The sequence below is a fragment of the Sphingomonas sp. CARO-RG-8B-R24-01 genome (assembly GCF_022662295.1).
Taxonomy (GTDB): Bacteria; Pseudomonadota; Alphaproteobacteria; order Sphingomonadales; family Sphingomonadaceae; genus Sphingomonas.
The window spans coordinates 234,859-257,100 of record NZ_JAKNQI010000001.1 but is presented as its reverse complement, the minus strand read 5'-3'; the positions used below and the strand labels follow the sequence as shown (position 1 = coordinate 257,100).

Here is a 22,242-nt window from a genome sequence, read left to right as displayed (position 1 = left end):
AGGAAAGGTTTATCGCAAAACGCGAAAAAGGCGCAGGAGGATGAATCTCCGCGCCTCCCTGACCAGGAATGCCTGCCAATCGGACAGCGCGCGTTAGCCGAAGTTCCGGTCAAAAGCAAGGCGGGGAGTAGGTACGAGCGGCGGGTTCAGGGGTAGGACGCGGCCAGACGAAGCCAGCGTCGACCCGTGCTGGCGAGCGACCGTCGCGAAACTTCCGTCACCCCGGCGAAGGCCGGGGCCCAGTCGAGGGAGGATCATGGCGGGCGCCGCGCTCCGATAACGCCGACCTTCGCTACTGGGCCCCGGCCTGCGCCGGGGAAGTGCGCATTGGGGGAGGCGCGCTTGCGAGGCGTTTAGCGGGCGATCCGTGCGTCGACGATGGCGATGGCGCGTTGCACCGAGGCTTCGATCGAGAGGAAACTCGTGTCGAGCAGGGCCGCATCGTGCGCCGGGACCAGCGGCGCGGTCGAGCGCGTCGAATCGCGGAGGTCGCGCGCGCGAATGTCCGCCAGAACGCGGTCGAGGCTCAACGTCGATCCGCGCTCGCGCAATTCGGCGTGGCGGCGTTTCGCGCGGATATTGGGCGTCGCCCGGACGAACAGCTTCGCGTTCGCGTCGGGCGCGATGACCGTCCCGATATCGCGCCCGTCGAGCACCGCGCCGCCCTCCTGATAGGCGAAGCGCTTCTGCCGATGGAACAGCGCGGCGCGGACCAACGGGTGCGCCGAGACGACGGACGCGCGCGACCCGATCTCATCGCTGCGCAGCAGGGGATCCTCCAGCAAGGAATCGTCGAAGTCGCAGGCGGCGACCGCGTCGGCCTCGATTGCCGGATCGAGCTCGAGCCTTGTGACGTTTGCCGCGACCGCGCGGTACAGCAGGCCGGTGTCGAGATATGGCAGCGCGAAATGCTGCGACAGCGCGCGCGCGATCGTGCCCTTGCCGGAGGCGGCGGGTCCATCGACGGCGATGATCATGCGCGCGCTCCCGAGCGTGTCATCATCATCCGCACCAGCCCGAACGCCGCAATCGCCGCCCAGGCGAGTTCGAGCGCCAGCGCGGGCAGATTGTAGTTCACGGTCAGCGACAGTGCGAGCAGCGACGCACCCGCGAAGTTGAGCAGGGTCGAGAGCAGGTCGGGCGCGGCGTTGCGCAACGTCTGATAGGCATAGCCGCTCAGGATCGTCAGCGCGCCGACGAAGCCGATCAGGTCGGCGGTCGAAGCAGTCATTGGTCTGTGGCACCCTGAAGTTGCGCGATCTGTACAAAGAACGCGGGGTAGCTGGTGGCGACGGGCGACAGGTCGTCGAGCGTCACGGGCTTGTCGCAGGCGAGCGCGGCAACCGCCAGGCTCATCGCGATCCGATGGTCGAGCAGCGTCGCGATCATCGCGCCGCCGGGAAGCGGATCGCCGCCGCTGCCGTGGACGATCATGCCGTCCTCGACCTCTTCGACCCGCGCACCGATCGCGCCGAGCGCTGCCGCCATCGCGGCGATCCGGTCCGATTCCTTGACCCGGAGTTCCTCCGCGCTGCGGGCGACCGTCGTGCCGCTCGCGAAGGCGGCGGCGACGAACAGCACGGGATATTCGTCGATCATGCTCGGTGCGAGATCGGGCGGGACCTCGATACCCGACAGCGGGGCATAGCGCACGCGCAGGTCGGCGACCGGCTCGCCGCCGACGTCGCGGGCGTCGCATTCCTCGATGCTCGCGCCCATCATCCTGAGCGCGGTGAACAGGCCGGCGCGGGTCGGGTTGAGGCCGACATTTTCCACGACGATGTCGGATCCGGGGACGAGCGTCGCGGCGACGACCAGAAACGCGGCGGAAGAGGGATCGCCCGGCACGACAATATGCTGGGGCTTGAGCTCGGCTTCGCCGCGGATCGCAATGATCTTGCCAGCGGGCGAATCCTCGACCGTCACGTCGGCGCCGAACCCGCGCAGCATCCGCTCGCTATGGTCGCGCGTCGCGACGGGTTCGATCACGCGGGTGATCCCGGGCGTGTTGAGCCCCGCGAGCAGCACCGCCGACTTCACCTGCGCCGATGCGACGGGCAGGGTATAAGTGATCGGGATCGCCGGGCAGATTCCGCGCAACATCAGCGGTAATCGTCCGCCGGGGCTCGCGGTGAAGTCCGCGCCCATCTGCGAAAGCGGCGTGATGACTCGGCCCATCGGGCGCCTGGACAGCGAGGCGTCGCCGGTGAAGGTCACGGTGATCGGGTGGCTCGCGACGAGACCCATCAGCAGGCGCGTCGACGTTCCCGAATTGCCCATCTCGATCGCGCTCGCGGGTTGCAGCAACCCGCCGACCCCGACACCGTCGATCGTCCACACGCCATCGTCGCCGCGCACGATCGTCGCGCCCATCGCGCGGAGCGCCGCGGCCGTGGCGAGCACGTCCTCGCCCTCGAGCAGGCCCTCGACACGACTGGTGCCGACCGCCAGCGCGGAGAACATCAGCGAGCGATGGCTGATCGATTTGTCCCCGGGGACGCGGACGCGCCCCGACAACGGACCGGACGGAAGGATTTCGAGCGGGGAGGGGGCGGGGTGCTGCATCGGCCCTGCGCTTTGACAGTGCGCTTGCGCTATGGCAAGGCGCGCCCCACTTTGCGACGTTCGCGTTGCAAGCTCTCAAATTCAATTTTGAAGAAGGTCAATCGGCCCATGATACAGCCGGAATGGGGCACGAAGCGTACGTGTCCGAAATGCGCCACCCGTTTCTACGATCTGGGCAAGGACGATCCCGTCACGTGCATCAATTGCGGTGCGCATTGGGAGCCGGAGCCCATCCTGAAGTCGAAGCAGCCGCTTCCGTTCGAGCAGGCCAAGCCCGAAACCGCCAAGAAGGATGACGATCTCGCCGGCGACGACGAGGATATCGACACCGGTGAAGACGAAGAGCCCTCGCCGGACGACGAAGTCGACCTGGGTGGCGACGACGATCTCGGCGTGGAAGCGCCGACCGAAGACGACGAGCATTGATCGCTCGCGTCGGCCCGCGTGCACAGTGCGCGCGGGCCGACGCGAAAAATTCGACGAAAAATCTGGCCAGGCGGTGTTCCGCGCTTGCCAACCGCGTCGGGCCTCGGTAGGGGCGACGCCTTCCCGCCGCAGACCCGCCCAGGGTCTTCGCAAAACGATGGGGCCGTAGCTCAGCTGGGAGAGCGTTCGCATGGCATGCGAAAGGTCAGGGGTTCGATCCCCCTCGGCTCCACCATTCGTTTCCGTCGGCGGTTGATTGTCCATCTCAGGCGTTGCCGCCCCGATCCAGTGCTTCGCCGCGCGATCTTCGGTCAGCGACCGCGCTGAGCGCATCGACGGGTACCCACCATTCAGGCTGATTGGTGCCGCTTCGGCGCCTGCGACCCAACCGTTCCTGCTGCCGCCCCCGGTCCGCCATGGGCGACGACCCACGGCGGAACGGAGACGGCTTCCACGCGCTCACATCGGGCGGCGCAGGCGCGCCGAGTGTTATTTCGCGGTCGCCGCTTCCAGCACCGCCCGGCGCTTGGGCGAGTCGGCGAGCGGCTGGCCGGCATATTCGCGAATGCCCCACGACCCATATTGGCTGATCGAACCGGTTGCCGAATACAGCGTCAGGGTGTCGCCGATCTTCGTCTTCCAATCCGCGAGATAGCGTTGGTACATGTCGTGCATTAGCGGGCTGCGCTCCATCTGCGCGCCGACGGCGGCGTTGGCCGCGAGCGGAACGATGTGCTGGCCGCCTTCATAGGCGAGATACCGCTTCTTCCACTTTGCCGCGCTTGCCTTGTCTGCGACGGCATGGTCGATCGCGGTGACGCGCATCGTCTCGAGGGCGGCGAACAGCGTCGGCAAGTCGGTGACGCCGGAATCCACGGTGCGCAGCAGGTCGTGCCCGAAATACGGCGCCGTCGCGATCGCATCGACCCATTGCGGCGTGTCGCGGAACCCCATTGCCTGGTCGATCGACCACCCATTGCCGTTCTGCATGTTCAAGACCCGCACCAGCCGGGCCGGGTCGTCCTGGAACGCGCTGGTGAGCAGCTTGTGAAACCAGATCGACTTTTCGGCGTAGCGCAGCGGACCGTTGGTATATTTGTCGCCCGAGAGCGCTTCGGCAATCCCTTCGTTCAGCAGCTGGGTCGCAACCGGAAACCCGTAGTTCCACGTTTCGTTCGACAGCTCGAAATAAGCGCGGTGCCCTTTCGCCAGCCGATCGTGGACCAGCTTCGCCATCATGCGGACGTAGGTCTCGTCGGCGTTCCACGGGATGGTGAACCACGGGTCCGCGCCCGCCGCATTGGCGAGATCGACCATGTGCTCGAGAGCGAAGCCGTCCGTGCCGTCCTGAACGAGCCGCGCCGGGGTCGAGCGCGTCGCCCAGGTTACGCTCGCGGGATTGGCGTTGGCGGTCGACCAGTCCAGGAACCGGAGGATGCTGTACGGTTTCAGGTCATCGACGATCCGCTGGTCGAACGCCCCGTTGGTCGTGAGATTGGGCTCGCGGCAATCGAGGTTGGCGAGGGGATCCGACGCATTCACGGAGTCGACGTACAGGATGATGGTCGGCAGCGCCGTTCCGGTGCGGCCGGGCCAGGTGAAGGTCACGGAATGATTGCCTGCGGGCAACCGGGCGTCCCCGTCGACGTGCAGGGTGCCGCTGCCGGTCCATGTGCACTTGATCGGGGTGGCCTTGCCCGCCCAGACGGTCTGCGGGACGTTGAGTATCAGCGCCGCGTTGATCAACGGGGTGCCGCCCGGCGTCAGCTTGTCCTTGGGAACGTCGGCCCAGGCAGCGGCCGGGTTGCGCCACGCTCCGGTGGCGAAGGCGAGGTTGGCGAACGTCCGCTCGGTGCTGAAGTAACTGCTGCCGGCAACGTTGATCCCGAGCGAGAGCGATGCGGTCGTTGCGGGTGCGATCGGCGCGGTCGTCGGGGCCGGGACTGGCGACGTGGGCTGCGCCGACCGAAAGATGATCGCAGGGGCAGCGAACGTCCTGCCGCCACCCGACCCGGCGTTGGTCGCGGCGAACGCCCCGCCGATGACGGTCGCGGCCAATATCGTGGTGACGAGGATCCTCTTGCGCAGGACTGCGGCCGACGAAGCGGCAGGGGGGCGTACTTCGATCTTGTTGCTCGACACCGAGGCTGATTCCTTGCTGCAGAAGGCGAACTGGAGGATGACCCGCAAGCAACCGACACGGCCGGAAAGCTCCGGCAGAGTGGTATTGCTTGGACGGTTAATGATGCGTGAGGGTGCCAGGCAGTTATACTGCTGGTGGCGTCGTCCTTTTAGGCGTTTCGACACACTTCGGCAAAGCGATAGAGAAACGGCTGAGCATGGATGCACCACGTTTCACCGTCGATCAGACGCGTATATGGCTCATTTGGCGGACGGGCTCGGCCGGGAGGCACAGCACGGTGGTGACACCGTGATTCGCGGCCCGGCCCCCCCGTCCTTCCGGCGCCCCCAGTTATGCGCGCGCCCCGCACTGCCCAAGCGCGCGGTCGATCACACCGCGTCGTCCAGCGAGAAGCGGTCGTCGTCCTCGTCATAGGCGAAGACCTCGGCATAGCGGCCCCAGTGCGTGACCGTACGCAGCGTCTCGTCGGCGTAATCGGGCGACATGTGATCCTCGAGCTCGTCGCGGAACCGGCGTGCGGGCGCGACATGCCCCGCGCGTTCATCGAGGATGCGGCGGATGTGCTGCGCGAGCGGCACGTGCGCGAGCAAGGCGCGGGCGAACATCGCCTTGCGGTCGTCGACGTCCGCCTCGACATAGCGGCGGGCGGCGGGAGTCAGCTGGATGTCCGCCCCCTGCAGGTCGGCGAAGCGAAGCAGCTGCAGCGTTTCCGCCATCGGGAACAGTTCGTCGATCTCGAGCTGGAGCTGGTCGGCGAGGTCGGGCAGCGCCGCGCGGCCGTCGAACGGGGCGGCGTCGACCTCTTCCATCAGCCCCGCCAGCGCGTTGGTCGACACGCGCGGCAGGACCATCTGGATCCCGCTGCCGGGGAACACGCCGTCGTGCGCGGGTTCGGGGGCGGGCCGTGCGGTCATGCGGGCGTAGATATCGTCGACCAGCGCGCGGAATGCGGGATCGAGCCGGTCGCGCGGTTGCGGCAGGTCGACCGTGATCTCGGCGGCGACGCGGCCCGGATTGGACGAGAAGACGAGGATGCGGTCGCACATCAGCACCGCTTCCTCGATATTGTGGGTGACGATCAGGATCGACTTGATCGGCATCCGCCCCTCCGCCCACAGGTCGAGCAGGTCGGTGCGGAGCGTCTCCGCGGTCAGCACGTCGAGCGCGGAGAAGGGCTCGTCCATCAGCAACAGCGACGGGTTGACGACGATCGCGCGCGCGAGGCCGACGCGCTGGCGCATCCCGCCCGACAATTCCTTGGGATAGGCGTTCTCGAACCCGTCGAGCCCGATCAGATCGATCGCCGCGAGCGCGCGAGTGCGGCGTTCCTCGGCGGGCACGCGCTGCGCCTCGAGCCCGAGCTCGACGTTCTGAAGCACCGTCAGCCACGGGAAGAGGGCGAAGGTCTGGAACACCATGCTGACGCTCGGGGCCTCGCCCGCTTCGTCGGGGACGAAAGCGATCGTGCCCTCGTCGGGCTGGATCAGCCCCGCGATAGACCGCAGCAGCGTCGATTTGCCCGAGCCCGAGCGGCCGAGCAGCCCGACGACCTCGTTCTCGACCAGCGTCAGCGCGACATCGTCGAGCACGAGCAGCGCGCCGCTCGTTCCGCCCTTGCCGTAGCGGTGCGTCAGATGCTCGATTGCGACGAGCGGGCGGGCGGGGGCAAGCGAGGCGAGGGTGGCCATGATCGTAGGCTCCTTGGGTACGCGGGAGATAGGCTCAGGCGAGGCGCAGGCGGCGGTCGGCGTAAGCGTAGAGCGGGCGCCACAGCAGCCGGTTGAAGCCGATCACGAAGACCGACATCACCGCGATGCCGAGCGTCACGCGCGGGAAGTCCCCCGCGGTGGTCGCCTTGGCGATATAGCTGCCGAGACCGTGCGCCTCGAGCCGTTCGCTCCCCCAGGAGACCGCCTCCGCGACGATGCTCGCGTTCCACGATCCGCCCGACGCGGTCAGCGCGCCGGTGACATAATACGGGAAGATCCCGGGGATGCCGAGCTGCCGCCACCATTGCCAGCGCCGCACGCCGAACATCCCCGCCGCTTCACGCAGATCGTTGGGGATCGCGCTCGCGCCCGCGATGACGTTGAACAGGATGTACCACTGCGTGCCGAGCACCATCAGCGGCGACAGCCAGACGTCGACGTTCAGGTGCCAGTGGACGATCGCGATGACCGCGAACGGGAACAGCACGTTGGCGGGGAAGGCGGCGAGGAATTGCGCGACCGGCTGCAGCCGCTCGGCCCAGCGCGGACGCAAGCCGATCCACACGCCGATCGGCACCCACACCAGGCTGGCGAGCGCGATCAGCACGAGCACGCGGAGCATCGTGATCATCCCGAGCCCGAACGCGGTGAGCGCATCCTGCCATGCGAGATGGCGCGCGACATAGCCGAGCACGAGCCACGCCGCGGCGGCGAGCGTGACCGTGACGACCGCGATCCACACCGCTTGCCCGACCGGACTGCGCGGGGTGGCGCGGACGCTGCGCTGTGCGCGCGTCGGCGCGCGGTCGAGCGCGCTGAGCAGGCGCGCGAGTCCCGTCAGCGGGGCGAACAGCACCGGCAGCAACCGCGCCTTGCGGAAGACGTCATACGCCCAGCTGCTCGGGGCATCCTGCGACGCGGTCTGTTCGAAGCGGAAGCGGTCCGCCCAGGCGACGACCGGGCGGAAGACGAGCTGGTCGTACAGCAGGATCACCACCGCCATCGCGCCCACCGCCCAGCCGACCGCGCGGAAATCCTGCCGGTCGATCGCGAGTGCGAGCCACGATCCGATCCCCGGCAGCATGATCCGCGTGTTGCCGACGCTGATCGCCTCGGACGCGACGACGAAGAACCAGCCGCCCGACATCGACATCATCGCGTTCCACACCAGCGACGGCGTCGCGAACGGCAGCTCGAGCCGCAGGAACCGGCGCCATGGCGACAATGCGAAGCCTTGCGACACCTCCGCCAGATCGCTCGGGACCGAGCGCAGCGACTGGTAGAAGCTGAACGCCATGTTCCATGCCTGGCTGGTGAAGATCGCGAAGATCGCCGCGAGTTCGACGCCCAATTGCTGCCCCGGGAACAGCCCCATGAAGAAGGTGACGGTAAAGGTCAGGAACCCGAGGATCGGCACCGATTGCAGGATATCGAGCGCGGGGACGATGATCATCTCGGCGCGCTTGCTCTTGGCCGCCAGCGTCGCGACGACGAAGGTGAACAGCAGCGAGGCACCCAGCGCTGCGAACATGCGGAGCGTGGTGCGCAACGCATAGCCGGGCAGGTTCCACGGATCGAGCGCGACGGGATCGATATTAAGCTCGGACAGCGGCTGCGCGACCCCCGCCGCGCCCTTGGCGACGAGCACCGCAAGCGCTGCCAGCAACAGGAACGCAATCGCATCGGCCCAGCTCGGCGTCGTCGCGCGCCAGTAGCGCGAAAACGGACGGCCGATCCAAGCGGTGTTGGCCCGGGCAATCTGGGGCATTTCACGCATGGTCTCACCTCGTTCGGACGCCGTCGACGACGCCCGGGGCGAGACTGATCGGATCAGGCCCGGCCGAGCGCCTCCGACGGCGCGTACATTCGACTACTGTCGCTTGGCATTTGCTGTTTCGAGCCCTGATCTTCGGCGATTCGGCCGTCCTGCGCCGATAGGGATGGGGGCGGAGGGTTGTCAAATGTTTGAGCTGTTTGCCGCTTACGCTTCCGTTTTTGCTTCTGCTTCTGTTTCTGTTTCTTTTTCTGCTTCCCCGGCGAAGGCCGGGGCCCAGAAGTAGAGGTCGCTGTAATAGAACGCAGCACGCGAATTGCCGATGGCTCGCTGCTGGGCCCCGGCCTTCGCCGGGGAAGAAGATCTAATAACGGATCGGGCAGCGCAGCACGGGATGTTGCAACCCCAACCCAACTCCGCGCTTTATGGCACGCCCCGCTCCCCTATAAGCGGCACGCCAAGACACCGGAGTATGCCATGAAGACCCGCGCCGCCGTAGCCTTCGAAGCGAAGAAGCCGCTCGAGATCGTCGAACTCGACCTGGAAGGGCCCAAGGCGGGCGAAGTGCTGGTCGAGATCATGGCGACGGGCATCTGCCATACCGACGCCTACACGCTCGACGGACTCGACAGCGAGGGGCTGTTCCCGAGCGTGCTGGGGCATGAGGGCGCCGGGATCGTCCGCGAGGTCGGGCCGGGCGTCACCTCGGTCAAGCCGGGCGACCATGTCATCCCGCTCTACACCCCCGAATGCCGCCAGTGTAAGTCGTGCCTCAGCGGCAAGACCAACCTGTGCACCGCGATCCGCGCGACGCAAGGGAAAGGGCTGATGCCCGACGGCACGACGCGCTTCTCGTACAAGGGCCAGCCGATCTACCACTACATGGGCTGCTCGACCTTTTCCAACTTCACCGTCCTGCCCGAGATCGCGGTCGCGAAGATCCGTGAGGACGCGCCGTTCAAGACGAGCTGCTACATCGGTTGCGGCGTGACGACGGGCGTCGGTGCGGTGGTCAACACCGCCAAGGTCGAGGTCGGCGACACGGTGATCGTGTTCGGGCTCGGCGGGATCGGGCTCAACGTGCTGCAGGGCGCGCGGCTAGCGGGCGCGGCGAAGATCGTTGGCGTCGATATCAACCCGGACCGCGAGGAATGGGGCCGGCGCTTCGGCATGACCGATTTCGTCAACCCCAAGGACGTCAGCGGCGACCTCGTCACGCATCTTGTTGCGCTGACCGATGGCGGCGCGGACTATACGTTCGATTGCACCGGCAACACGACCGTGATGCGTCAGGCGCTCGAGGCGTGCCATCGCGGCTGGGGCACCTCGATCGTCATCGGCGTCGCGGAAGCGGGCAAGGAAATCAGCACGCGCCCGTTCCAGCTCGTCACCGGGCGCAACTGGCGCGGGACTGCGTTCGGCGGCGCGAAGGGGCGGACCGACGTTCCCAAGATCGTCGACTGGTACATGAACGGGATGATCGAGATCGACCCGATGATCACGCACGTCCTGACGCTCGACGAGATCAACAAGGGCTTCGACCTGATGCATTCGGGCGAGAGCATCCGCAGCGTGGTGCTGTTCTGATGGCGACGGTGAAGACCGTTTCCGAGGTCAGGGCGCATGGCGGGGTGCAGGGCGTCTACAGCCACGCCTCGGCCGCGACGGGGACCGAGATGACCTTCTCGGTGTTCGTGCCGGAGCATGCCGAGGGCGAGACGCTGCCGGTGCTGTGGTTCCTCTCGGGGCTGACCTGCACGCAGGCGAACGTGACCGAGAAGGGCGAATTCCGCGCGGCCTGCGCAGAGCATCGCGTGATCCTCGTCGCGCCCGACACCAGTCCGCGCGGGGATGGCGTGGCGGATGACCCGGACGGGGCGTATGACTTCGGGCTGGGCGCGGGGTTTTATGTCGATGCGACCGAGGCGCCGTTCGCCGAACATTATCGGATGTGGAGCTATGTCACCGAGGAACTTCCTGCGCTGATCGGCGAGACGTTCGCGGCGGATATGACGCGGCAGGGGATCATGGGGCATTCGATGGGCGGCCACGGCGCGCTGACGATCGGGCTGACCTTCCCGGATCGCTTCGCGGGCGTGTCGGCGTTCGCGCCGATCGTCGCGCCGTCGCAGGTGCCGTGGGGGCAGAAGGCGCTCGGCGGGTATCTGGGCGGGGACCGGGCGGCGTGGCGCGCGCATGATGCGGTCGCGTTGATCGAGGACGGCGCGCGGGTGCCGGCGCTGCTGGTCGACCAGGGGGACGCGGACCCGTTCCTTACGGAACAACTCCGCCCCGAATTGCTCGCAACGGCCTGTGGCGATGCCGGGATCGACCTCACGCTGCGGATGCAGCCGGGCTATGATCACAGCTATTATTGCATCTCCACCTTCATGGCGGATCACGTCGCTTGGCACGCGCGGCGGTTGCGCGGATAGAGGGGGCCGACCGGCGCTAGCCCGCGCGGTGGCCGCTCAGCTCGGCCCCCGCGTCGGCTGCGAACCGACGGTTCCAGATCGTCGCGGAGGCCGAGACGGCGGTCACCACGAAGAACGCGAGCGTGAAGTCGCGGAGCGCGGGGTTCACATGCCCGGACCCCAGCATCCCGACATGGAGCGAAGCCGCGCCGACGCAGATGCCGAGCGACAGCATCAATTGCTGGAAGGTCGCGTAGAAACTCGTCGCGCTGCTCATCCGCGTGGAAGGGATCTCGTCATAGGCGATCGTATTGTACGCCGAGAACTGGAACGACATGAAGAAACCCGACAGCATCAGCACGCCGAAGATCACCGGGATCGGCCAGTCGGGACGAAATAAGCCGCACACCGCATAACCGGCACTCGCGCAGATGCCGCCGACGATCAGGCTGTTGCGGAACCCGAACCGGCGCAGCAGGCGCGGCGCCAGACCCTTCATTCCAAGCGACCCGATCGCCCCCGCCACGGTGATCGCCCCGCTCGCCGCGGCGGTCATGCCGAACCCAAGCTGGAGCATCATCGGCAGCAGGAACGGCTGCGCGCCCTGCGTGATCCGCGTCAGCGACCCGCCGATTACCGACAGGCGAAACGACGGGATCCGCATCAGCGACAGGTCGAGGATCGGATCGGCGCGCCGCTTGGCGTGGCGGACGTAGAGGACGCCGGAGACGAGCCCGATCGCGATCAGCGTCAGCGCCGCCGAGAATTCGCCCGTGCGGCTGGTCATCTCGAACCCGAACAACAGGCACCCGAGCGACACGCCCGACAGCAGGAAGCCCGGGACGTCGAACCGCGCCGGACGGTCCGCCCGCACCTCGCCGATGTAGCGGGTCACCAGCACCACGCCGAGCAACCCGATCGGCACGTTGAGATAGAAGATCCAGCGCCAGTCGAGATAGGTGACGATCGCGCCCCCTACCGGCGGCCCGAGGATCGGGCCGATCAGCGCGGGCATGATCAGCCACGACATCGCCTGGACCATGTCCTCTTTGGCGACGCTCCGCAGCAGGACGAGCCGCCCGATCGGGATCATCATCGCGCCGCCCAGACCCTGCAGGAAGCGCGCGCCCATCATGAACGGCAGGCTGGTGGCGAAACCGCACAGCATCGATCCGCCGACGAAGATCAGGATCGCGGCGCGGAACACCGTGCGAGAGCCGAACCGGTCGGCCAGCCGTCCGCTCGCCGGGATGAAGATCGCGAGCGCCAGCAGATAGGAGGTGAGCGCCGACCCCATGTTGGTCGCCGGCACGCCGAAGTCGCGCGCCATCGTCGGCAAGGCCGTCGCCAGCACGGTCGCGTCCATCTGTTCCATGAACAAGGCGCAGGCGATGATCAGCGCGGTGACGCGGTAGTTGCGCGGCGTGTGCGGGACGGTGCCCGGCTCCTTCGCGACCTGCGCGATCGTGCCCGCGGCGGGGAGGATGCCGTCGCGGATCTCGCTGTTGATCGCGGCGAGCCCGCGACGGCGCAGCCTCATGCCTGCCACCCCCCGCCGAGCGCCTTGAACACGTCGACCTGGCGATCGACCAGCAGCGCGTCGGAGGCGGCGAGATTGGCTTGCGCGGTGGTCAGCGCGGCCTGTGCGGTCAGCAGCGACAGGAAATCGGTCCGCCCGAAGCGGTAGAGCCGCCCCGCCTGGTCCGCCGCGGTCGCCGCACTCGCCTGCGCGCGCGACAGTGCCGCGTTGCGATCGGCCTCGCGCGCGTAGGCCGACAGCGCCGTCTCGGTCTGGCGCAGCGCCTCCAGAGTCGTCGAATCGAACTGCGCCAGCGCCTGGTCGGCGGACGCGCCCGCCTGCGCAATCTGCGCACGGACGACCGGGCGATTGGGGAAGCTCCAGCTGATCAGCGGCCCCAGCCCGAGGTGGAAGGCATTGCCCGACCCCAAAGCCGACACCGGCCCGGTGAAGCCCGCCGAGCCGCTCAGGCTCACCTGCGGATACAGGTTGGCGGTCGCCACGCCGATCCGCGCGGTGGCGGCGGCGAGCGTGCGTTCGGCGGCGCGGATATCGGGGCGGCGGCGGATCAGCGCCGCACCGTCGCCGATCGGCAGCGGACGGGTGAGTGCGGGCGGGCGCGCGCAGGTCGCGACGTCGCGCGGGTAATCCGCGGGCGTGCGCCCCATCAACGTCGCGAGCCGGTAGAGCGCCGCGGTGCGGGTGGCGATCTGCGTCGGGATCAGCGCCGCGCTCTGCTCGACCGCCGAGCGCGCGCGGGTGACGTCGAACGCGGTGCCGCGACCGCCGCGTTGCAGCCGCAGCGTCACGTCGAGCGTCTGGCGTTGCAGTGCGAGGATCCGGTTGTTGGCGGCGAGCACCATGTTGGCGGTGCAGGCGGCGGCGTAGCTGCGCGCGGTCTCGGCGGCGACGGTCACGCGGACGTTGTCGCGCGCGGCGGCGACCGCTTCGGCATCGCCCTGTGCTGCCTCGATCCCGCGCCGGATCCGCCCCGACAGATCGAGCGGATAGGCGAGCGAGATCCCGAGGTTGTAGTCGAGCGTCCCGGGCAGCGTGCCGCCGGTCGTATAGGGCCGATCGAGCGAGGTGCCGCCCCCGAGCAGCGTCGACAGGGTGCGCCCCGCAGCGACCTCCGCGACCACCGCATCCGCGCGGCGCAGGTTCGCGTCGGCCGCGCGCAGGTCGGTATTGGCGGCGAGCGCTTCGGTGACGAATGCGTCGAGCCGGGTGTCGCCGTAAAGCTGCCACCAGTGATCGGGCAGCGGCACCTCGGCGAAGACCTTTTCATGCCCGCTGTCGAAGCGGTTCTGCGCCGACGGGCGATTGACCACGGCGGCCTCCGGAAGCGCGTAATTCGGTCCGGCGGTGGTGCATCCGGCGAGCGCCAGCGCGACCAGCGCGGGCAGCGTCCTGCGTGGCGCGGTCCGGAAGCGCGTCATGCCGCCACCACCGGATGGCCAGCCTTGTGTTCCACCGTCACCGTCGCGGTGCGCCCCACGATCAGCGAAACGCCGGCGGGGACCTGACCCAGCTTGACCCGTACCGGGATCCGTTGCGCCAGCCGGACCCAGCTGAAGGTCGGATTGACGTTGGGCAGCAGGTTGCTGGTGTTGGTGCGTTCGCTGTCGTTGATCCCGGCCGCGATACTGTCGACGCGGCCGTGCAGCGCCTGTGGTTCGCCCATCAGATGCACGATGACAGGATCGCCCAAATGGATACCGCCGAGCTTGGTCTCCTCGAAATACCCTTCGACGCGGAGGGAATCGGTGTCCACCAGCGCCATCGCCTGTGCGCCCGCCGCAATATAGTCGCCGGGGTGGAGATCGAGGTTTGTCACGATCCCGTGCACCGTCGCGCGCACGGTCGTCCGCGCCAGGTTGAGCGCCGCGGTCGACCGCGCGCTCTGCGCCTGCGCGAGCGAAGCGGACGCGGTGGCGACCCGCGCGACGTTCTGCTCGTGCGTTTCCTTGGCGACCAGATCGCCCAGCGCAAGGTCGCGTTGCGCCTCGCGCCGCGCCTGGAGCAGGGTGGCGCGCGCGCTCGCGATCGACGCATCGGATTGCGCGAGCGTCAGCTGGAAGCGCGGGCGATCGACCACGAACAGGATGTCGCCCGGCTTCACCGCCTGATTGTCGTGGACCGCGACCTGCGTCACCAGGCCCGCGACATCGGGCGTGACGCGGACGATATCCGCGCGAATGCGACCGTCGCGCGTCCAGGGATCGGTTTCGTAGCGGCGCCACAGCCAGAAGGCGACCAGCACCGCGAGCGCGACGATGATCAGGGTGGCGGCGGATCGACCAAGCGGGGCGAGCAATGATTTGAAACGGGCGGATGTCATGCGGAAGGTCCGGTGAGCAGGGCGAGCAGCCCGAGGATGAGGACGAACAGGGCGAGGTCGACGAGCGGGCGGTACGTCACCACGCGGTAGGCTCCGGCGAAGGAGAGCAACCGCGACGCGAGGCCGGTCAGCAGCACCGCCGCGATCGCGAGCAGGAGAATGGAGGGGAGGTAGACCCCCCCGATGGAGATTTCGCCGATCATGCCGCCGCTCCCGCCTCCGGTTGATAGGCCGGCGCCCCGGGGAACAGGTTGCGCCGGAGCGACGTCAGCGCGAGAATACCGGAGCGGTGACGCCCGGGCGTACTGGTGCGGAACCCGCGCATCGCGCGATCGATCCCTGCCAGCAGATCGGGCTGGGGCGGCGCGGGCTGATCCGGCCGCAGCGCCCGGTAATGCGCCCCGACTCCTTGCAGCACCGGAGTGATCAGCCCGGCTTCCGTGGTCGACCCGTCGATGCGCAACTGGCGCAGCTCGCCGATCGAGACGCCGACCCGCAGGTCGGTCAGTGCGTCGAGCAACGGCTTGCCCGGGTCTTCGCCCTGCAGCGCGAGGCGCGGCGCGAGCAGGCCGATCCGGTCGAGCATACGCGCGACCCATCCGGCGGCGTCCGGCCGGCCCGGCGCATCGCTGCGCAGCGCCAGTTCGCGCCATCCGGCGCGGATCAGCCGGCGTGCGCTGGTATCCGCGCCGATCGTCTGGAACAGACCGACCGTCACCACCGCGAACAGCGTGCCGACCAGCTGCGCAATGCCGCCGTTGAGGAACGCATCGAAACTTCCCCCGAACCGGTCGTTCAATCCCACCGTGTTGAGCCCGCCCAGCAAGGCCCCGAGCGTGATCAGCAGGGTCGAGGGGCGCGCGAGGAACATCCCGCCGATCAGCATCGGGGGCGCGAGCACCGCGGCGAGCGTCACGAAGTCGGTCACGCGCGGCAGGATCGCGAAGGCATAGACCGCCGCAAGGACCAGCCCGATGACCGTTCCGTAGAAAAACGCCATGATCGCGGGTGCCGGATCGTCGCTGTTGCCGAACAGCGCGCAGCAGACGCCCGCGATCAGCACCGCGCCCGCCCCATCGGCCCAGCCGGTGCCGATCCAGAAGATGCAACCGAGCAGGATCGTGGCGGTCGTTCCGGCAGCGGCGCGCAGGGCGATCCCCCGGTCGCGGTGCAGCGGTCGCCTGGCGGAACGCGCGAGCAGGCGGGCGACCGCAGGGGTCACGGGCGCGCGCGAGGGCGAGCGCATCTGGTCGCGCAGGTCACGCGCATTGCGATGCGCGTCGATCAGCTCGGCCAGCCGCGCGAGCAGGCTGAGCCGGAGCGCGTCGCGCCAGATCACGGTGGCGTCGGCGGGCGGTTCGAGCGCGCTTGCGCGCGCGATCAGCCGGTCCGCGGTGGCGCCCCGTTCCGCCACCGGCAGCGGATCACCCAGCCACAGGCGCACGTCCTCGATCAGCGCGAGCGCCTCGGGGCGGGGGGCGTCGGCACCGCGCTTGAGCTCGACGATCCGATCGTCGACCGCACTGGCGAGCGGCAGCAGCATCGATAGTTCCGCTTGCAGTGCACGCAGCGTGCGGACGCGCGGCAACAGCCGCGCGGTATCGAACGGCAGATGGATCGACAGCTGATGCAGGTCGTTGATGTCGAGCGCAAGGCGACGCCGATCGCGGTCGAGCGCGGCATCGGACGCACCGGCAAGCGAATCGCGCGACCAGCGCTCCGCATCGGCGAGGATCGCGTCGATCCGCGCCAGCAACGTCGCCGTCACCGTCTGCGGGAAGATGAGGCCATGCACCAAGCTGCCGCACAGGATGCCGATCGTGATTTCCTGGACGCGCAGCGCGGCGGTCGTGAAGATCGCGTCCGGCGCATTGACCGATGGGAAGCCGATGATGCTCGCGGTGTAACCCGCCAGCAGGAAGAGATAGGCGCGCGGTGTCCGGTCGAGCAACGAGATGTAGAGGCACAGCCCCAGCCACAAGGCCAACCCGAGCGACAGAAGTTCGGGCGCATTGACGAGATTGGGGACGAGCACGACCGCGGCGATCGCCCCGAGCACGGTTCCGGCAACGCGGAACACCGCCTTGGACAGCACCGCGCCCGCCAGCGGTTGCGCGACGATGTACGAGGTGGTGACGGCCCAATAGGGGCGGGTCAGTCCGATCTTGAGCGCGATGTAATACGCCAGCATCGCCGCGACGAAGCATTTTACCGCGAACAACGCGTTCCGGCTGCCGAACCGGTCGAGGATCATCGCTCCCGATCCTTCAGAAAGCGCGCGCCGACTCGCTCGGCGACGCGCAGCGCCGTTGCGAGGTCGGCGTCGCTCACGCCGTCGAGCATCGCATGACGCAGGGTTTCCAGTTTCGTCTCGATGGTGGTGGCGAGCGCGCGTCCATGGTCGGTCAGGCGGATCCGGCTGACCCTCGCATCGACCGGATCGCGGTGCCGCTCGACCAAATCGGCAGCGACCATCTGGTCGATCGACCGGACCAGCGACGCCTGCGTGACGTCGAGTTCGTTTGCCAGGTCGGTCTGCCGGACGTCGTCGCCAAGACGACCGACCTGGATCAGCGCCCAGCCGATCGACGCGGATAGTCCCATGCCACTCAGCGCGCGATCCGCCGCTTGCCGCCACATGCGGGCAAGCGGGAGAAGGGTCCGGGCGTAGGACGCCTCGAGCGAAGGGCGTGGCGATATCATTAGCGTGCTAAGTAATGTCCGCGATCAATGCTGCAATGCGGAATCTGCGTCGCGTCCAAAAAAACCGGCCTGGGGATGGTTTTGCCGTGCGCCGGGGGTTTTTCGGGCGCGGACAGTCCGATCTGCCGATCGTACGGTTCGCCGTTCTCTTCCAGACGGAGCGATTGATCCTTTTAAGGTCGATCGGCGTTTCGTTCATGAAAGCGAGATGGTAGCCACGATGACACCTCGGGAAGTGAGCCGCGTAATCCAAAACCATCATGCACCAGTGCCGCCGCTCGACCGATCGACGGGGACAAGGCGGTCAGCGGCGATTGCCGTATGCATTCCGGCGCGCAACGAAGCCGCATTGCTGCCCGCGTTGCTCGATGCACTGGCCCGGCAGACGAATGCGCCGCCGTTTGTCCTCTGCCTGCTGCTCGACGCCTGTACCGACGACAGTGAGACGGTGATCGCAGGGTATCGCGATACGGTACCGTTCGAGATCGTGACTCGCTCCGCGGCGCATGCCGGAACGCCCAATGCCGGTCGGGCGCGGGCGGCGGCGATGGCGCTCGGGGTGGAACTGGTCGGCGAGGCCGGGGTACTGCTGTCGACCGATGCGGATTCCGTGCCGGCGGCGGATTGGCTGGCGACGAACCTGGCGGCGCTGGATCTGTCCGACATCGTCACGGGTAGGATCGTCCGCAGCGGTGGGGCGGCCAGCCCGGTGCAGGACCGGATCGAGGCCTATTATGACGGGCTTGCCCGGCTCCGCCGGTTGCTCGACCCGGTGCCATGGGAGGGTGCGCCGCATCATTACACCAGCGCCGCGAGCCTCGGATGTACGGTACGGACCTATGCTGCGCTCGGCGGGTTCGCGGCGGTGGCGGCGGGCGAGGATGCGCGGCTAATCGATCTGGCTTATCGGCATGGGCTACGCGTCCGCCGCGACGACCGGGTCCGGGTGGAAACATCGACGCGCCGCACCGGCCGTGCGCTCGGGGGGCTGGCCGACCATCTCCGCGATCTCGACCGCACCGGGGGACAGGCGGCGCGCATGGCGCATCCCGAGGATGTCGCCTGGCGCTACGCCCGACATGCGCGTGCGCGCGCCGTCTGGGGGACGCTAGACACCGCTGCACCCTCGTTGGCTGTCGTCCTGCAGCGACCCGAGGCGGACATCCGCGCCATCGCCGCCGAGGCTGCCAATGCCGAGGCCTTCGCGATCCGGGTCGTCCCCGATGTCCCGGGGGGCGAGCGACTGGTCGATCTCGACACGGCCGAGCTGGCGCTGGCGGCGTTGCTGTCCCGTCCTGCGCGTATGGCGGCATGAACGCGGTTCCCGACCCGCTCGACCGGCTGCTCGCGGAACCGCGCCCGACGGGTGCGCAGATGGCGGAACGGCTGGGCGCGGTGTATCGGCTGTTGCCGGTACCGGGCGATCCGCGCGACGCGGCCGAGATGCTCGCCCTGTTGCGCCAGTTGTACCGCATCGCGCGTCGCGACTTGCCGCTTGCCCGGCTGTTCGAAGGGCATGTCGATGCGCTGCAGATCCTCCAGCGCTACGACGATCGCGCCGGCGTGGATGCCGTGATGGCGCTGGCGGGGCAGGGACGCGTGTTCGGCGTGTGGAACGCCGCCATCCCAGACGATCCGTTGCGCGTGGTGGATGGACGGCTCCACGGTGGCAAGAGCTTCGCCTCGGGGGCCGGGATCGTCGACTATGCCCTGGCCGGGGCGGACACGCCGGAGGGGAACCGGCTTCTGCTGATCGATCTTGCCGCTTCGGCGCCATCGATCGATCGCGCCTGGTGGAATGTCATCGGGATGGAGCGATCGCAGACGCATATGGTGCGCTGGGATGACGCCGGATCCGACACGTTCCGCACGATCGGCGCACCGGGCGATTATGCGCGCGAACCCTATTTCAGCGGCGGGGCGCTCCGCTTCGTCGCGTGTCATGCCGGCGGCGTCGCGGCGCTGTTCGATCATGTGCGCGATCATCTCCAGGCGACCGCGCGGAGCGAGGATCCGCATCAGCTCGGGCGGCTCGCGGACCTTTATGGCGCGGCGTCGGCGGCGGCCGATGCGGTACGGACCGTCGCGCTGTCCTGGCCCGATGCGGGCTATTCCGAGCGCGTCGCGGCCGCGCGGCTGGCGGTGGCCGCCGCCGCCGAGCGCGCGATCACGCTCGCGCAGCAGGCGGTCGGAGTGTCGGGCATGTTCGTCGATCATCCGCTTGCGGCGGCGATGACCGACCTGATGGTCTATCTGCGTCAGCCAGCCCCCGATGCGCAACGGATGCGCGTCGGCAAGGCCGCCGCCAGCGCCGTGCTGATGCCCGACCTGTGAAACCGCTCGTGATCGACAAGGTTCGCAGCGCGCTGATCGTTGCGCCCCATCCCGATGACGAGGCCATCGGCGCCTTCGGCCTGATGCGGCTGCTCAAGCGGTGCGGCGCGCGGGTGCGGGTCGTGGTCGTCACCGACGGCGCCGGATCGCACCCCAACAGCGCCACTTGGCCGCGCGACCGGCTGGTGGCGCGGCGTCGGCGCGAAACGCGGGCGGTGCTCGCGGGAATCGGGATTGCGGCGGGCGACGTGCGGTTCCTCGGCCTGCCCGATGGGGGACTGGCCACGGCTGCCGACCATGCGCACCGGGCGATCGCCCGGGCACTGGCGCAGGCGCGCCGCTATGACCTGCTCGTGATGCCGGCGCAGGATGACGATCATCCCGATCACCGCGTGGTCGCGACCGGCGCGGCGGCGTGCCCGGTGGCGCGACGGCTCGACTATCTCGTCTGGCCCAACCGCCAGGCGCGGGCGCGTTCGGCGACGCATTACCTGCGCCTTGGCCCCGTCGCGGCGGCAAAGCGCGGCGCGATCCTGCGCTATGCCAGCCAGTTCGGAATGATCGACGACGATCCGGGCGGCTTCACGATTTCGCGAGCGGAACTGGCGGCGTTCGCCCATCCGCTCGAACGCTACCGGGAGGTACCCCGTTGAAGCCGATCGATCTTGCCGGGTTTGAACGAAAATTTGCCGATCACGCGGACCCCTGGAGCACCTTCACCGATCGTGACGAGGCGCACAAGCGCGGCGCGATCCTGCACGGGCTCGGGCCGGGGCCGATCGGTCGCGTGCTCGAACTCGCGGCGGGCAACGGATCGAACAGCGTCGCGCTGGCACGTCGTGCGTTGCGGCTCGATGCGACCGAGGGGACGCAGAGCGGGGTCGACCTGGTGGATCGCGCCCTCCGTGCGGCCGTGCCGGGGCGGCGGCACGTGCGGGTGCGGCGGCTCGTTCTGCCCGGCGGTTTCCCGGGCGGGCAATATGATGCCGTGGTGATTGCCGAAGTGCTATATTACCTGTCGCCGCGCGACATGGCGCGGGTCGCGCGCGACGTGGTGGCGAGGCTGCGGCCCGGAGGGCGGCTGGTCCTTGCGCATCATCGCGTGGACTATCCCGATTTCGTCCAGTATGCGGCGCGGATCCACGGCCGCTTTCTCGCCGCATCCGGTGCTGCCTGGCGCACGGCGGGCGACGGCCGTACGGGCCGCTGGCGGGTGCAATCCTATGTCCGGCGCTGAACGTCCGGACCCGCATCGGCCGATCCGGGTCGCGATGCTGGCGCCGATCGCGTGGCGCACCCCGCCGCATCATTATGGCCCCTGGGAATTGGCGACGAGCGTCCTGACCGAGGCGCTGGTCGCGCGCGGGATCGACGTGACGTTGTTCGCCACCTGCGACAGCGCGACGTCGGGCACGCTCGCCGGGGTCGTACCGCGGCCGTATAATGACGATCCCGCGGTCGACGCCAAGGTATGGGAGATGCGGCACGTCGCCCACGTCATGGAACGGGCCGCCGCGTTCGACATCATCCACAACCAGGCCGATTTCGTGCCGCTGGCGTTCAGCCGGCTGATCCGCACGCCGATCGTCACCACCGTCCACGGGATGCCGTCGGAGCGGATCCTGCCGATGTTGCGCGAATATCAGCACGACGTGGACTATGTCGCGATCAGCGCGACCGATCGCAGCCCGCAGTTGCGCTATGCCGCGACGATTCCCCACGGGATCGACATCGGCGCTTTCCCGTTCGGGACGGCGCCGGTGCGCGAACTGCTGTTCTTCGGGCGCATCCACCCCGACAAGGGCACGGCGGTCGCCATCGCGGTCGCGCGCGCCGCGAACATTCCGCTGAACATCGCGGGGATCGTCCAGGATCAGCGCTATTTCGAGGAACAGGTGCGCCCGCACATCGACGGGGTGACGGTGCGTTACCTCGGGCCACTCGGCGGGCAGGCGCGGCTGGCGGCGCTCGGCTCCGCGATGGCGCTGTTGCATCTGATCGATTTCGAGGAGCCATTCGGTCTGTCGGTGGTCGAGGCGCTGGCGTGCGGAACGCCGGTCATTGCCTTCCGGCGCGGGTCGATGGCGGACATCGTCAGGGATGGCGAAACCGGCTTCGTCGTCGATACCGCGGAGCAGGCGTGCAGCGCGATCGACCGGATCGGACAGATCGACCGGGCCGTCTGCCGCGCCGATGTCCAGACGCGCTTCTCGGCGGATCGCATGGCGGCGGACTATCACCGGCTGTACGCACGCGTCCTGGCCCGACGCTGATGTCGGTCGGGGCCGCGGCGGGCAACCTCACGCCGCGGTCC

General features: G+C 68.4%; 20 protein-coding genes and 1 tRNA gene. 9 read left to right on the top strand and 12 right to left on the bottom strand.

Annotation, left to right across the window (positions count from 1 at the left end):
* Positions 1-353: 353 nt before the first annotated feature.
* The 3 genes from cmk to aroA are packed head-to-tail and all read right to left on the bottom strand — an operon-like array spanning position 354 to position 2,565.
* Positions 354-977 carry a (d)CMP kinase gene (gene cmk / locus L8G49_RS01070; protein ID WP_242181907.1) on the bottom strand — a complete coding sequence of 208 codons (624 nt, stop codon included), beginning with the start codon at positions 975-977 and terminating at the stop codon, positions 354-356.
* Positions 974-1,231 carry a hypothetical protein gene (locus tag L8G49_RS01065; protein WP_242137128.1) on the bottom strand — a complete coding sequence of 86 codons (258 nt, stop codon included), beginning with the start codon at positions 1,229-1,231 and terminating at the stop codon, positions 974-976. Before L8G49_RS01065 ends, cmk begins: the two co-directional genes overlap by 4 nt.
* Entirely contained in the window at positions 1,228-2,565 is a 1,338-nt protein-coding gene (gene aroA, locus L8G49_RS01060; protein WP_242181905.1) for a 3-phosphoshikimate 1-carboxyvinyltransferase, read from the bottom strand. The genes L8G49_RS01065 and aroA overlap by 4 nt, the downstream gene beginning before the upstream one ends.
* Positions 2,566-2,673: 108 nt before the next feature.
* Here aroA and L8G49_RS01055 point away from each other — a divergent pair, with 108 nt between their 5' ends.
* Both L8G49_RS01055 and L8G49_RS01050 read left to right on the top strand, forming a co-directional pair.
* Complete coding sequence (locus L8G49_RS01055) at positions 2,674-2,991, top strand: FYDLN acid domain-containing protein (RefSeq protein ID WP_242137867.1); 318 nt, start codon at positions 2,674-2,676, stop codon at positions 2,989-2,991.
* A gap of 159 nt (positions 2,992-3,150) precedes the next feature.
* A tRNA-Ala gene (locus L8G49_RS01050) sits at positions 3,151-3,226 on the top strand.
* 254 nt (positions 3,227-3,480) lie between these two features.
* On the opposite strand, the gene L8G49_RS01045 is transcribed toward L8G49_RS01050, so the two are convergent.
* The 3 genes from L8G49_RS01045 to L8G49_RS01035 all read right to left on the bottom strand — a co-directional run bounded on the left by L8G49_RS01045 (position 3,481) and on the right by L8G49_RS01035 (position 8,611).
* On the bottom strand, positions 3,481-5,133 hold the full coding sequence (locus L8G49_RS01045; protein WP_242181903.1) for a hypothetical protein: 1,653 nt from the start codon (positions 5,131-5,133) through the stop codon (positions 3,481-3,483).
* Positions 5,134-5,502: 369 nt separating this feature from the next.
* Positions 5,503-6,822 carry a nitrate/sulfonate/bicarbonate ABC transporter ATP-binding protein gene (locus L8G49_RS01040; RefSeq protein ID WP_242181901.1) on the bottom strand — a complete coding sequence of 440 codons (1,320 nt, stop codon included), beginning with the start codon at positions 6,820-6,822 and terminating at the stop codon, positions 5,503-5,505.
* Between the two features lie 34 nt (positions 6,823-6,856).
* Positions 6,857-8,611, bottom strand: coding sequence for an ABC transporter permease subunit (locus tag L8G49_RS01035; RefSeq protein ID WP_242181899.1), 1,755 nt, complete (start codon positions 8,609-8,611; stop codon positions 6,857-6,859).
* A gap of 483 nt (positions 8,612-9,094) precedes the next feature.
* On the opposite strand from L8G49_RS01035, the gene L8G49_RS01030 reads away from it, so the two are divergent.
* Positions 9,095-10,204: an S-(hydroxymethyl)glutathione dehydrogenase/class III alcohol dehydrogenase gene (locus tag L8G49_RS01030; RefSeq protein WP_242181897.1), complete on the top strand. Its 1,110-nt coding sequence runs from the start codon at positions 9,095-9,097 to the stop codon at positions 10,202-10,204.
* Positions 10,204-11,052 carry an S-formylglutathione hydrolase gene (gene fghA / locus L8G49_RS01025; protein ID WP_242181895.1) on the top strand — a complete coding sequence of 283 codons (849 nt, stop codon included), beginning with the start codon at positions 10,204-10,206 and terminating at the stop codon, positions 11,050-11,052. The genes L8G49_RS01030 and fghA overlap by 1 nt, the downstream gene beginning before the upstream one ends.
* Positions 11,053-11,068: 16 nt before the next feature.
* Here the strand turns inward: fghA and L8G49_RS01020 are convergent, their stop codons facing one another.
* Genes L8G49_RS01020 through L8G49_RS00995 form a run of 6 tightly spaced genes read right to left on the bottom strand, consistent with a single transcriptional unit; the run spans position 11,069 to position 17,594 of the window.
* A complete protein-coding gene (locus L8G49_RS01020; RefSeq protein ID WP_242181893.1) occupies positions 11,069-12,571 on the bottom strand; it encodes an MFS transporter in 1,503 nt (500 codons plus the stop codon).
* The gene (locus L8G49_RS01015; RefSeq protein ID WP_242181891.1) at positions 12,568-13,989 is read right to left on the bottom strand and encodes an efflux transporter outer membrane subunit; all 1,422 of its coding nucleotides are present in this window, start codon (positions 13,987-13,989) and stop codon (positions 12,568-12,570) included. Before L8G49_RS01015 ends, L8G49_RS01020 begins: the two co-directional genes overlap by 4 nt.
* Positions 13,986-14,891 carry an efflux RND transporter periplasmic adaptor subunit gene (locus tag L8G49_RS01010; RefSeq protein ID WP_242181889.1) on the bottom strand — a complete coding sequence of 302 codons (906 nt, stop codon included), beginning with the start codon at positions 14,889-14,891 and terminating at the stop codon, positions 13,986-13,988. The genes L8G49_RS01015 and L8G49_RS01010 overlap by 4 nt, the downstream gene beginning before the upstream one ends.
* The gene (locus L8G49_RS01005; RefSeq protein WP_242181887.1) at positions 14,888-15,094 is read right to left on the bottom strand and encodes a DUF1656 domain-containing protein; all 207 of its coding nucleotides are present in this window, start codon (positions 15,092-15,094) and stop codon (positions 14,888-14,890) included. Before L8G49_RS01005 ends, L8G49_RS01010 begins: the two co-directional genes overlap by 4 nt.
* Positions 15,091-17,145 (bottom strand): FUSC family protein, encoded by a 2,055-nt coding sequence (locus L8G49_RS01000; protein ID WP_242181885.1) that lies wholly within the window; start codon positions 17,143-17,145, stop codon positions 15,091-15,093. The genes L8G49_RS01005 and L8G49_RS01000 overlap by 4 nt, the downstream gene beginning before the upstream one ends.
* Positions 17,142-17,594, bottom strand: a complete 453-nt coding sequence (locus L8G49_RS00995) for a MarR family transcriptional regulator (protein ID WP_242181884.1) — start codon at positions 17,592-17,594, stop codon at positions 17,142-17,144. The genes L8G49_RS01000 and L8G49_RS00995 overlap by 4 nt, the downstream gene beginning before the upstream one ends.
* A gap of 268 nt (positions 17,595-17,862) precedes the next feature.
* On the opposite strand from L8G49_RS00995, the gene L8G49_RS00990 reads away from it, so the two are divergent.
* Genes L8G49_RS00990 through L8G49_RS00970 form a run of 5 tightly spaced genes read left to right on the top strand, consistent with a single transcriptional unit; the run spans position 17,863 to position 22,201 of the window.
* A complete protein-coding gene (locus L8G49_RS00990; RefSeq protein WP_347272040.1) occupies positions 17,863-18,909 on the top strand; it encodes a glycosyltransferase in 1,047 nt (348 codons plus the stop codon).
* Positions 18,906-19,928: an acyl-CoA dehydrogenase gene (locus L8G49_RS00985; RefSeq protein ID WP_242181880.1), complete on the top strand. Its 1,023-nt coding sequence runs from the start codon at positions 18,906-18,908 to the stop codon at positions 19,926-19,928. Before L8G49_RS00990 ends, L8G49_RS00985 begins: the two co-directional genes overlap by 4 nt.
* Entirely contained in the window at positions 19,925-20,581 is a 657-nt protein-coding gene (locus tag L8G49_RS00980) for a PIG-L family deacetylase (protein WP_242181878.1), read from the top strand. The genes L8G49_RS00985 and L8G49_RS00980 overlap by 4 nt, the downstream gene beginning before the upstream one ends.
* Positions 20,578-21,165 carry a class I SAM-dependent methyltransferase gene (locus tag L8G49_RS00975; protein WP_242181876.1) on the top strand — a complete coding sequence of 196 codons (588 nt, stop codon included), beginning with the start codon at positions 20,578-20,580 and terminating at the stop codon, positions 21,163-21,165. Before L8G49_RS00980 ends, L8G49_RS00975 begins: the two co-directional genes overlap by 4 nt.
* Positions 21,152-22,201 (top strand): glycosyltransferase family 4 protein, encoded by a 1,050-nt coding sequence (locus tag L8G49_RS00970; protein WP_242181874.1) that lies wholly within the window; start codon positions 21,152-21,154, stop codon positions 22,199-22,201. The genes L8G49_RS00975 and L8G49_RS00970 overlap by 14 nt, the downstream gene beginning before the upstream one ends.
* Positions 22,202-22,242: the final 41 nt, after the last annotated feature.